10 protein-coding genes and 1 tRNA gene are annotated in these 11,188 nt (G+C 68.7%); 4 read left to right on the plus strand and 7 right to left on the minus strand.

Annotation, left to right across the window (positions count from 1 at the left end; genetic code table 11):
• The first annotated feature begins 4 nt into the window (after positions 1–4).
• A complete protein-coding gene (locus tag E3T55_RS05310) occupies positions 5–931 on the plus strand; it encodes a Ppx/GppA phosphatase family protein (protein WP_134518543.1) in 927 nt (308 codons plus the stop codon).
• 138 nt (positions 932–1,069) lie between these two features.
• Positions 1,070–1,513, plus strand: coding sequence for a YdeI/OmpD-associated family protein (locus tag E3T55_RS05315; protein WP_134518544.1), 444 nt, complete (start codon positions 1,070–1,072; stop codon positions 1,511–1,513).
• A 46-nt stretch (positions 1,514–1,559) separates the two neighbouring features.
• Here E3T55_RS05315 and E3T55_RS05320 read toward each other — a convergent pair.
• From E3T55_RS05320 to hisS, 7 genes are all read right to left on the minus strand, one after another.
• Positions 1,560–1,636: transfer RNA gene (locus tag E3T55_RS05320), tRNA-Leu, on the minus strand.
• Positions 1,637–1,680: 44 nt separating this feature from the next.
• Positions 1,681–3,171: an NAD(P)/FAD-dependent oxidoreductase gene (locus E3T55_RS05325; protein ID WP_134518545.1), complete on the minus strand. Its 1,491-nt coding sequence runs from the start codon at positions 3,169–3,171 to the stop codon at positions 1,681–1,683.
• 39 nt (positions 3,172–3,210) lie between these two features.
• Complete coding sequence (locus E3T55_RS05330) at positions 3,211–4,503, minus strand: S8 family peptidase (RefSeq protein WP_134518546.1); 1,293 nt, start codon at positions 4,501–4,503, stop codon at positions 3,211–3,213.
• Positions 4,500–5,042 carry a DUF501 domain-containing protein gene (locus E3T55_RS05335; protein WP_134518547.1) on the minus strand — a complete coding sequence of 181 codons (543 nt, stop codon included), beginning with the start codon at positions 5,040–5,042 and terminating at the stop codon, positions 4,500–4,502. The genes E3T55_RS05330 and E3T55_RS05335 overlap by 4 nt, the downstream gene beginning before the upstream one ends.
• Complete coding sequence (locus tag E3T55_RS05340; protein ID WP_134518548.1) at positions 5,039–5,596, minus strand: FtsB family cell division protein; 558 nt, start codon at positions 5,594–5,596, stop codon at positions 5,039–5,041. The genes E3T55_RS05335 and E3T55_RS05340 overlap by 4 nt, the downstream gene beginning before the upstream one ends.
• Before the next feature lie 97 nt (positions 5,597–5,693).
• Positions 5,694–6,974, minus strand: coding sequence for a phosphopyruvate hydratase (gene eno / locus E3T55_RS05345; RefSeq protein ID WP_134518549.1), 1,281 nt, complete (start codon positions 6,972–6,974; stop codon positions 5,694–5,696).
• Between the two features lie 117 nt (positions 6,975–7,091).
• The gene (gene hisS / locus E3T55_RS05350; RefSeq protein WP_134518550.1) at positions 7,092–8,378 is read right to left on the minus strand and encodes a histidine--tRNA ligase; all 1,287 of its coding nucleotides are present in this window, start codon (positions 8,376–8,378) and stop codon (positions 7,092–7,094) included.
• 601 nt (positions 8,379–8,979) lie between these two features.
• On the opposite strand from hisS, the gene E3T55_RS05355 reads away from it, so the two are divergent.
• Both E3T55_RS05355 and E3T55_RS05360 read left to right on the plus strand, forming a co-directional pair.
• Positions 8,980–9,918: an ABC transporter ATP-binding protein gene (locus tag E3T55_RS05355; RefSeq protein ID WP_134518551.1), complete on the plus strand. Its 939-nt coding sequence runs from the start codon at positions 8,980–8,982 to the stop codon at positions 9,916–9,918.
• A complete protein-coding gene (locus E3T55_RS05360; protein WP_134518552.1) occupies positions 9,915–11,048 on the plus strand; it encodes an ABC transporter permease in 1,134 nt (377 codons plus the stop codon). The genes E3T55_RS05355 and E3T55_RS05360 overlap by 4 nt, the downstream gene beginning before the upstream one ends.
• Positions 11,049–11,188: the final 140 nt, after the last annotated feature.

Raw genomic sequence — 11,188 nt, forward strand, 5'->3', positions numbered from 1 at the left:
GAGAGTGCGCTTAGGAGTCCTCGACGTCGGGTCGAATACCGTCCATCTGCTGGTTGTCGACGCCCATAACGGTGCTCCTTCGGTGCCGATGGCCACCGACAAGTCGGTTTTACGCTTGATGCGCTACCTCACGCCCGAGGGCGCCATCACGAAAGAGGGCATTCACGCGGTGCTCGCCGCCGTGCAGAATGCCGCCGATGTGGCCGCGAAACACCACATCGATGAGCTGCTTCCGTTTGCGACGTCGGCACTGCGCGAAGCGAAAAACGGCCCCGAACTGCTCGCCAGGGTCGAGAAAGAGACCGGGGTCGCCCTGCAGGTCTTGTCGGGAGAAGACGAGGCCCGCCTCACCTTTCTGGCGGTGCGACGGTGGTACGGCTGGTCGGCCGAGAATATTCTGCTCTTCGACATCGGCGGTGGCTCGCTTGAGATCGCGGCCGGCTCTGGCGAGAACCCCGAGGTCGCCTTGTCGCTTCCGCTGGGAGCCGGCCGGTCCACGATCGGCTTTCTGCACAACGATCCCCCGCTGCCCGACCAGGTGCGCAAGCTGCACGACCACGCGGCGACCCTGCTGACGGATGCCGTCAGCGCCTTCACGGCGCTGCCCACGCCCGATCACGTGGTCGGATCGTCGAAGGCCATCCGCTCGCTCGCCCGCCTCGCCGGCTCGACCTCTGACGGCTTCGGCTCGGCCGGCCGCTTGCGGCTCAGCCGCACCGAACTCGACAACTGGGTTCCGCGACTCGCACGCATACCCGCCGATGCTCGCCCGGCCCTGCCCGGCATCACTGCGGACCGCACGTTTCAGATCGTGGCCGGCGGCATCGTGCTGAGCGAGGCGATGCGGGCCTTCCAGATCGACGAGCTCGAAGTCTCCCCCTGGGCGCTGCGCGAGGGCATCATCCTGCGCTACCTCGACCGCCTCGGCTAGGTCCAGCCTCGAGCCGACCGGCAGGTGCCGCACGACCCGTTCAAATATTTTCGTAGCTCCCACGGTCTAGGCCGCTACTATCGGTATGCCCATGGCCATGCCCATGTCCGCGGCCACTGACACGATTGGACGGCGCCGATGCCCCGATTCACCACAGGCCTGCTGCAGACCGGCAACAACGTCGGCATCGAGATCCCCGATGCGGTGGCCGCCGAACTCGGCGGCAAACGGGTTCCCGTCGTGATCACCCTCAACGGCGCCTACAGCTATCGCAGCTCGACCGCCGTGCGGGGCGGGCTCACGCTCGTGAGCCTGAGCGCCGCGCACCGGGCGGCTTCCGGACTCGGCGGCGGGGACACCGTCGAGGTCACGATCGAGCGCGACGACGCGCCTCGCGAGGTCGAGGTGCCGGAGCAGCTCGCCGCCGTGCTCGCGGGCGACCCGATCGCGAGTGCGGCCTGGAACGCGCTGCAACCGAGCCGCCGCAAGGAGCACGTCCGCGGCCTCGTGGAGGCGAAGGGTGACGACACCCGTACCCGGCGCCTCGCCCAGACCATCGCACGACTGCACGGCAACTTCTGAGCGGGCCTTCGACGTTCGACCAAACCCAGTGCCTGGTCGTGGTTCGTGGTGCCCCCACTGGGATTTGAACCCAGACTGTAACGATTTTAAGTCGTCTGCCTCTGCCGATTGGGCTACGGGGGCGCGCTCTGCGGTGCGCGTGACGCACCGCAGAGTGCAGGTCGAGCTTACTTGGCGTCGGCCGTGACGGATTCGGCGACCGGGGCTGACTGGGCAGCGGATGCGGGGGCATCCGTCGTCGGAGCAGCGGCCGGCTTCACGGTGGGCTTGCGCGGTGCACGGGGTGCACGCGGCGCCGTCGCCTTGACCGGTGCGGCGGCGGGGGCCACCTCGGCCGGGGGCTTCGGGCGGGACGCGAACTCCTGGAAGACCGCACGCGGGGTCTGCGTGGCACCGAGCGAGACGATGTCGCGGCCGAGGAAGAAGTTGTTCACCCAACCCCAGATCACGCGGAACTTGCGTTCGAAGCTCGGCATCGCGAGGCCGTGGTAGCCGCGGTGCGCGAACCAGGCCAGAAGGCCGGTCATGGCGAACTTGCCGCTCTGGAAGGCACCGACTCCGACACCGAGGCCGGCGACGGCTCCGAGGTTCTTGTGGTTGTATTCCTTGGCGCCCTCGCCGCGCAGCACGGCGACGATGTTCTTGGCCATGAGCTTGCCCTGGCGAACGGCGTGCTGCGCGTTGGGCACGCAGTTGCCGCCGACGCCACCACCGCTGAGGTCGGGAACGCAGCTGACGTCGCCGGCTGCCCAGGCGTCCTGCACGATGTCGTCTTCGGTTCCGACGCGCAGATCGGCTCGGGTCTGAACCCGGCCGCGCTCTTCGATCGGCAGGTCGGTGTGGCGCACGATCGAGGGGTTCGCCATGACGCCGGCGGTCCAGACGATGAGGTCGGTCTCGAAGGTCTCACCGGTGGAGAGCTCGATCTTGCCGTCGACGGCGCTCTTCAGCTGCGTGTCGAGGTGAATCTGCGCACCGCGGCCGGCGAGGTTCTCGATGACCCAGAGGCTCGTCTTGAGCGACACCTCCGGCATGATGCGGCCCATGGCCTCGATGAGGTGGAAGTGCGTCTCGTCGAAGCTGATCTCCGGGTACTTGGTCAGCAGCGAGGTCGCGAAGGAGCGCAGCTCGGCGAACGCCTCGATGCCGGCGAAGCCGCCACCGATCACGACGAAGGTCAGCAGGCGTTCGCGCTCGGGGCCGGCCGGAAGGGCCGCCGCGAGGTCGAAGTTGCGCAGCACGGTGTCGCGGATCGCGACGGCTTCCTCGATGGTCTTGAGGCCGATGGCCTGGTCGGCAACGCCCGGAATCGGGAACGTGCGCGAGACGGCGCCAGCGGTCACCACGACGATGTCGTAGGCGAACTCGTACGGCTCGCCGATCGGCGGCGTGATCGTCGCCGTCTTCTCGGCGTGGTTGATATAGGTGACCTTGGCAGTGACAACGTTCGTCTTCTGCAGGTGGCGACGGTGGGCGACGACCGCGTGACGCGGTTCGATGGATCCGGCAGCGACCTCGGGAAGGAAGGGCTGGTACGTCATGTACGGCAGCGGGTCAACCATGGTGACCTCGGCTTCACCGGATCGCAGCCATTTCTCAAGCTTCCACGCGGTATAAAAACCGGCGTAGCCACCACCGACAATGAGAATTTTGGGCACGATGAAAAGGCCTCCTACATGATTCTTTTGCGCGAACGCTTACGGTTTTCGCCGAATTCGCCTGATATGCCGAGTGGCTCCAGTGCCGAGCAGCACTACTAGAGTACCAAATCCCACGAGCACGAGGAGCGGAACAGTGATGTACGTCACCGTGAGCGGGGTCGGCAGCCACGCAGAGACGAGATTCCGGGCGGGCAGCTCGGGATCGGGCACAACCTCTCGAGGCGGCAGGGCCTCGGCCGTCGGCAGCGGGTCCGTCGTCGTGTCCGCGCGACGGTGCAGGTGAATCCACTCGCTCAGCAGCTCCGCCGGGGTCGCGTCGTAGGCCCGCGGAACCGACGCGGCCACGGCCTCCGCGGCGTTGATCAGGCCATTTCCGTAGATCGGGCTCGGCACGGTGTGTCCGTTGGCGTCGGCGGTGGCCACGACCCGGTTGATGACCTCCGAGGCGTCGAGTTCGGGGTGGGCGGCGCGCACGAGCGCGATCAGCCCAGACACGATCGGCGCGGCCGCGCTCGTTCCTCCCCATTGCACGTAGCCGCCGCCGACGGTCACGCCGACCAGTTCCTCACTCGGCGCGGCGACGGAGATGGTGATTCCCTGCGTCGAGGCGTCGAAGCTGGCCTCCTTGCTGCGATCCACACCACCGACGGTCAACACGCCGGGCATGGTCGCCGGAGCCCCCACCTCCTCGGTGCCGCTGCCCCGGTTACCGGCCGCTGCGACCACGATCACGTCGTTCTCGAACGCGTACAGAAAGGCGCTGTCCCAGCTCTCGGGCCAGTCCAGGGTGTTGCGGGTGAGCGACATGTTGATGACGTCGGCGCCGTTGTCCACGGCCCAGCGGATGCCTTCGGCAATCTGGTCGTCGTTGCTCACGATGGATTCGCTGCTGCCGAAGGCGACCGACACCGCGAGGAGCGAGGCCTCAGGGGCAACCCCGAGCAGTCCGCTGTCGGCGCCGGTGCCGCGGCCGGCGAGCAGTGACGCGGCGAGGGTTCCGTGGGCGGAACCGTCACCACCGACCGGAGTCTGGCCGTTGGAGGAGCCGATGCCCGAAACATCCGTTCCCCCGACGATGGCGCCGTTGAGTTCGGGGATGCTGCCGTCGACCCCGGTGTCGATGATCGCGACCGTGACGCCCGCGCCCTTCGTGGTCTCCCAGGCCTTCGTGAAGCCGTAGTCGGCGAGCCAGTACGAGAGGTCGCGAATCTGGTCGGCACGCGCCGCGGGGGCGTCGAGCACGACGGAGCCGCCGACGATAGTCAGCGCGAGGGTTAGCCCCACTCCCACGCCGATGCGGCGCCACAGCCCGGTCACGCCTCGGGTCATGCGGTGTCGGCCGGTGCGGTATCAGCGGGCGTGGTGTAGTCGAGGCAGAGGCAGACCGTCGGCGACCACTGTGCGCGAGCCAACGCGAGATCGCCGATCGGATTCACGCCGGGGCCGGCCGCGAGCGAGTGCGCCGCCAGAGCGTGCAGGCATTTCACTCGGGTCGGCATACCGCCGGAGGAGATTCCGGCGATTTCGGGCACGGTGCCGAGGGTGTCGCGGTCGGCCAGAAAGCTCGAGTGCGCGGCCGCGTAGGCGGCGCGCACGTCGTCGTCGTCGGCGAGCAAGGCGTTGTATTCGTTCATCACCTGGGTCGCCTCGAGCGCGCTGATCGCGGCCGTCGCGCCCGGGTGGCACAGGTAGTAGAGGGTGGGAAAGGGCGTGCCGTCGTGCAGCCGGGGCGCGGTTGCGACCACGGTCGGCGCGCCGCACACGCAGCGTGCCGGGATACCGACCACGTCGCGCGCCGGGCGGCCGAGCTGGGCGGTCACTATGGCGATGTCGGCCTCGGTGAAGGGCTCGAACGGCGGCCGGGTCACGGGGTCACCTCGGGAACGGTCGTGCCGGGAACGGCCGGTGTCACGGCGGCGCCGGACGCGGGGGCGGCGGCCTCGGGCGCGAGGCCGGCCGTCATCACAGAGGCAAACATGGAATCAAGCCAATCAATATCGGTGTCCTGAATTTTCGAGCTGACGGGCGGGGCATCCGTCGTGCCGGCGGCGGCCACCGGGAGGTCGTTGATCACGAGAAAGCTGATGTCGCCGGGCAGCACGTAGCTCAGTCGTTCGCGGGCCTGGGTGGTCACAAAGGTGCGGTCGTCCCAGCGGTCGCGCTCGATTTCGAGGTCGTCAACCTCCGTGCGCTGGTCGTCAACGCTCGCGCTGAGCCGGTTGATCTCCTGACGCTGTTCGGCGTAGGTGCGCAGGCTTGGCGCGAGCACGACGACGGCCATCACCAGGATCGCCATCATCATCAGGGAAAACCCCGAGAAGCGGATGCCGCGCAGCCAGCCGGCGACGGGAGTCTCGACGGTCTCGGGGTCGACCGGCGCCGGGGTGCCGGTGCGCGGGCGGCTTGGCGGGGTGCGGCTCACGACGGCTCCTTTCGCCGGTTGGCTGACAGTGAGAATTGGGGGGGGGTCCCCTCCACCTGAAGGCGGAGGGGACCCGGTCGTGCGGGTCGAGAAGCTGCTACTTGGTGAAGCGGGGGAACGCGGAGCGACCGGCGTAAACCGCGGCCTCACCGAGTTCTTCTTCGATGCGCAGCAGCTGGTTGTACTTGGCGACGCGCTCGCTGCGGGCCGGAGCGCCGGTCTTGATCTGGCCGGAGTCGGTCGCGACCGCGAGGTCGGCGATCGTGGTGTCTTCGGTCTCGCCGGAGCGGTGCGAGATCACGACGGTGTAGCCGTTGCGCTGGGCGAGGGCCACGGCATCCATCGTTTCGGTGAGGGTACCGATCTGGTTGACCTTGACGAGGATCGAGTTCGCGGCGCCGAGGGCGAGGCCCTTGGCGAGACGCTCGGGGTTGGTCACGAACAGGTCGTCACCGACGATCTGCACCCGGTCGCCGAGCTGCGCGGTGAGGTGCACGTAACCGTCCCAGTCGTCTTCCTCGAGCGGGTCCTCGATGGAGACGAGCGGGTAGGTCTCGACGAGCTCGGCGTAGTACGCGACGATCTCGGTGGCCGAGAGTTCTTTGCCCTCGAAGTGGTAGACGCCGTCCTTGAAGAACTCGCTCGCGGCGCAGTCCAGGGCCAGGGCGATGTCGGTGCCGGGCGTGTAACCGGCGATCTCGATGGCTTCGACGATGAGGTCGAGCGCGGCGCGGTTGCTCGGCAGGTTCGGAGCGAATCCGCCCTCGTCGCCGAGGCCGGTGGAGAGGCCCTTCGACTTCAGCAGGCCCTTGAGAGCGTGGTAGGTCTCGACGCCCCAGCGCAGGCCTTCGCTGAAGGTCTCGGCGCCGAGCGGCACGATCATGAATTCCTGGATGTCCACGTCGTTGTCGGCGTGGCTGCCACCGTTGATGATGTTCATCATCGGCACCGGCAGGGTGTGCGCGTTCGGGCCGCCAAGGTAGCGGAACAGCGGCAGGCCGGCCGAGCTCGCGGCGGCCTTGGCCACGGCGAGGCTGACGCCAAGGATGGCGTTGGCGCCGAGGCGCTCTTTGTTGTCGGTGCCGTCGGTCTCGCGCAGAACGGCGTCGACGACGCGCTGGTCGGTCGCGTCGATCTCTTCGACCGCCGGGCCGAGTTCGTCGACAACGGAGTCAACGGCCTTGAGCACACCCTTGCCCATGTACCGCGACTTGTCGCCGTCGTGCAGCTCGTAGGCCTCAAAGGCGCCGGTGGAGGCTCCGGAGGGAACGGCGGCCCGACTGACGGTGCCGTCCGAAAGAAGAACCTCGACCTCGACGGTCGGGTTGCCTCGGGAGTCGAGAATTTCGCGTGCGTCTACTGCCTCAATAAGGGCCACAACTATCTCCTGCTTCTGGGTGTTGGGGTGAGTCAAGGAAAACAGCGCTGTAATCCGCTGTCAGTCTAACCAGTGCCCCCGCCGGGTTGCCTGACCGGGCCAGGCGGGCGGGCCGCCTCAGGCGCCGAGGGCCTTGAACTCGAGCGCGCTCGCCTCGACGGTGTCGTCGGCGACGAGTGCGAATCGCCCGTAACCGGCCGTGCCGGCCCGCTCGAGCAGCGCCTTGAGGTTCTTCGTGCGCTTCTCCAGCCGTACCCGCAGGCCGGTCGCGACGAGCGCGGTCTTCAACGCCACGAGCCGCGCCGGGTCGGCGTCTTTCTCGTGCACGAGCAGCACGGCTCGATCAGCGGAGGCCGCATCGGCTCCGAGCAGGTCCACGATGCGTTCGAAACCGATCGAGAATCCGCAGGCGGGGACATCCGTGCCGAGAAAACGGCCGATCATGCCGTCGTAACGGCCGCCACCGCCGAGGGAGTAGCCGAGATCGGGGTGGGCGATTTCGAAGATCGTGCCGGTGTAGTAGCCCATGCCGCGCACGAGGGTCGGGTCGAAGACGAGGTCGACGCCGGGCAGGGCGGCGCGCAGGGCCTTGAGGTCGGCGAAGGCGGCGGCGTCGAGCCAGGCCGGGGGCAGACCGGTGCCGAGATCGGAGTCGCCGAGGGCCCAGCCGCCGGCGCCGAGGGCGGTGAGGGTCTCGGTGGCGTCAGCGGTGGTGACGCCGCCGCTGATGATGCCGAGGGCGTCGAGCTCGGTGACGACGCCGGCGACACCGATCTTGTCGAGCTTGTCGAGGGTGATGAGGGCGCGTTCGCCGGATTCGGGGGCGACGCCCCAGAAGGCGAGCAGCCCGGTGAGGATGCGGCGGTCGTTGATGCGGATCGAGCAGCCCGTGAGGCCGAGCGCGTCGAGGGTCGCGGCGGTCGCGGTGATCAGTTCGATCTCGGCGAGCGGGCCCGACTCGCCGATGATGTCAATGTCGCACTGCACGAACTGGCGAAAACGGCCCTTCTGCGGGCGTTCGGCACGCCAGACCGGGGCGATCTGAATGGCTCTGAACACCGTCGGCAGCTCGGCGCGGTGGCTCGCGTAGAAGCGGGCGAGGGGCACCGTGAGGTCGAACCTCAGGCCGAGGTCGGCGAGAGCGAGCACGTTGTCGGTTTCGGCGGCGGATGCGACATCCGCTGCGCTGAGACCGCGCTTCAGTACCGCGAACCCGAGCTTTTCGTTGTCACCGCCGAGGCCGGAGTGCAGCCGGGCCGAATCCTCCATGACGGGGGTTTCGATCTCGTCGAAGCCGTGGGCCGAGAAGCTCTGCCGGATGATACCGAGCGCGTGCTCGCGGGCGGCCTTGTCGGCGGGGAGGAAGTCGCGCATGCCGCGGGGAGGGGTTACAGGTGTTGCCATGGGTCAATTGTCTCAGGTCAATTGGTTTCGGTCGGGCGCAGCGGCCCGTGCCGGGGCATCCGCTCGGGCGACGGCTCCGGAAACGGCGCGGGAACCGCTTGAGCGCCACGGATGCGCCGGGTCGGTCGCGCAGGCACGGCTCGGCTCCCGGGTCGGGCGGCCAGGAACTGCTCAGGCGCCCGCACACTGCGAGTGCGCCCGAAACGTGCGGCTCGTCGCGCGCCGGAAAGCTGCTCCTGCGCTCGGAACCTGCACCCGGCACCACTCGTGCGCCCGAATGCTGCGGGTGCGCCCGCGATTGCAGGCGCACGTGCGGCTTTCGGGCGCACCAACGGGAGTGAGCGCAGGGTGGCGGCGCACGTGCAGGGTTCGGGCGCACGAGGCGCACGAGCGCAGGCTCGGGGGTCAGGACGACGGATGCCCCGGGCGCCGCCGCTCTCGCGGCCGATCGGGGCGACACCAGGGCGGTGAAGGGTGTTTCGCTCGCGCTTCGACGCTATCCCATCTCTCCCGTCCCGTACCGGTCGGCTTCCGACGGGTACCCCTAGACTCGGGGTCAACCCGTCAAGTCAACACTGTCGGGCAACCTCTGGGGGAAGCCATGCAGCTCGGTATTCAGGTCAGCGGCGTGAGCCGGGCGTTCGGCAGCGTGCAAGCGGTCGCCGACGCCACGCTGAGCGTTCTACCGGGCTCGGTGACCGCCCTCATCGGCCCGAACGGCTCCGGCAAGACGACCCTCATGTTGATGCTCGCGACCCTGCTCGCCCCGGATGCCGGCACCATCACGATCAACGGCCACGACCCGGCGACGCACCCGCAGCTGGTGCGGGCGAGCATGGGCTGGATGCCCGACGTGCTCGGCTCCTGGCCGAGCCTGACCGTGCGCGCCGCGCTCGAAACCACCGGGCGCATGTACCGCCTGTCGCGGGCAACCGCGACCGCACGCGCCGATGAGCTGATCAGCCTGACCGGGCTCGAGGAGCTCGCCGACCGGCCGTCACGGGTACTGTCCCGGGGGCAGAAGCAGCGCCTCAGCCTCGCCAGGGCGCTCGTGCACTCCCCCAGCGTGCTGCTGCTTGACGAACCGGCCTCGGGCCTCGACCCGGCCGCGCGCATCAACCTGCGTGAACTCGTGCGGCGGCTCGCCGGCGACGGCACAGCGGTGCTCGTCTCGAGCCACGTGCTCGCCGAGCTCGACGAGATGGCGGACGCCGCGGTGTACCTCACGAACGGGCGCACGGCCAGTCCCGAGGCGCTCGCCCGCGCCGGTGCGAGCTCGCGGGCATGGCGCATCCGCTCGCTCGACGCGCCGGCTCTCGCCTCGGCGCTGACAGCGATCGGGGTCTCCCCCGGCATCACGAGCGTCGACAAGCTCGGCACCCTCGTGCAGGTGACCGGGGAGGCCGCCGCCGTCGAGCTGCTCGGCCGGCTGATTCGAGCGGATGTGCCGGTGTGCGATTTCGGCCCGGCCGTCGGCAACCTCGAACACACCTTTCTCGACCTCAACCGCGGCACCGACGTGATGGAGCAGGGCTCATGACGACCGTGACGACCGGCAGCACCCCCACCTCGTTCGGTGTCTGGATCTCGGGACTCTGGCTGATCGTCAGCCTCGAGCTGCGCCAGCGCGTGCGCGGCACGGCCTGGTACGTGCTGCTGGGCATCTTTGTGCTGCTCGTCGCGCTGGTCACGACACTGCTCTGGGCGGCAACCGGTGCGTCGCTGGTCGGCGGTGGCGGAGTGTTCTCACTCATCGTGTTCTTCGTGCTGCTGCTCGGCACGCTCGTCTCGCCGGCCCTCAGCGGAAACGCGATCAACGGCGACCGGGAGGCCGGAACCCTCGCGACCACCCAGGTGACCCTGATCAGCACCGGGCAGCTGGTGCTCGGTAAGTTCGTGGCCGCGTGGATCACCTCGCTTGCGTTTTTGGCGGCATCCGTTCCCTTTTTGATCTTCGCGGTCAGCGCCGGTGAGGTCTCGGCGGCCACGATCGGCACGTCGATCGTGGTGCTCGCGATCGAACTGGGCGTGATCGCCGCGATCGGTGTGGGGCTCTCGGGCGTGGTGACGCGGCCGCTGTTCTCGATCGTGGTGACCTACCTGCTGGTCGCGGCGCTGAGCCTCGGCACGCTCATCGCGTTCGGGCTGCTCGGTGCCGCGACCAAGGCAACCACGACGAGCACGTTCACGCCGGTGCTGAGTTCGGACTTCGATCCGGAGACCGGCGAGCAGTCCAACGTCGTCTGCGGTCCGGCCGAGACGACGACGTATGAGACACCCCGCTTCGACTACTACTGGTGGATCCTCGCCGCGAACCCCTACGTCGTGGTGGCGGATGCCTCCCCCGGCGTTTTCGACGAATACGGCTCGCCGAGCGACTCGTTCGCGTGGATCGCGGTCAGCGTGCGACAGGCCCAGACCCCGCCGGACCTGGCCACGGAGTACAACGCGTGCGAAGAGGCCTCGAGCGGATACAGCAGCTATTCGGGCGAGTACCCCGGAATGCAGGGGCCGGGGCCGACGCAGCAGGAGATCTACGACAGCGCGCTGCCGTCGTGGTTCGTCGGGCTCGCGATCCACCTGGCGCTCGCGGTCGGCGCGCTGTTCTGGGCCTGGCGCCGCACGCTCACGCCGGCCCGTCGCCTGGCCGCCGGCAGCCGCATCGCCTGAGGGCCTGCCGCGGTCCGAGCATCGGCTCGCGGGGTTTCGACCGCTCCTCCGTCGCGGCTCAACCAGCGAAGCCCACCAGGTTTCGACCGCTCCTTCGTCGCGGCTCAACCAGCGAAGCCCACCAGGCTTCGACCGCTCCT

It is taken from the genome of Cryobacterium frigoriphilum (genome assembly GCF_004403305.1).
Classification (GTDB): Bacteria; Actinomycetota; Actinomycetes; order Actinomycetales; family Microbacteriaceae; genus Cryobacterium; species Cryobacterium frigoriphilum.

Excerpts from the sequence above, each read along its gene's own strand:
- E3T55_RS05355 (WP_134518551.1), top strand. The coding sequence starts at position 8,980 with ATGCAGCTCGGTATTCAGGTCAGCGGCGTGAGCCGGGCGTTCGGCAGC.
- E3T55_RS05330 (WP_134518546.1), bottom strand. The coding sequence starts at position 4,503 with ATGACCCGAGGCGTGACCGGGCTGTGGCGCCGCATCGGCGTGGGAGTG.
- hisS (WP_134518550.1), bottom strand. The coding sequence starts at position 8,378 with ATGGCAACACCTGTAACCCCTCCCCGCGGCATGCGCGACTTCCTCCCC.
- E3T55_RS05360 (WP_134518552.1), top strand. The coding sequence starts at position 9,915 with ATGACGACCGTGACGACCGGCAGCACCCCCACCTCGTTCGGTGTCTGG.
- E3T55_RS05315 (WP_134518544.1), top strand. The coding sequence starts at position 1,070 with ATGCCCCGATTCACCACAGGCCTGCTGCAGACCGGCAACAACGTCGGC.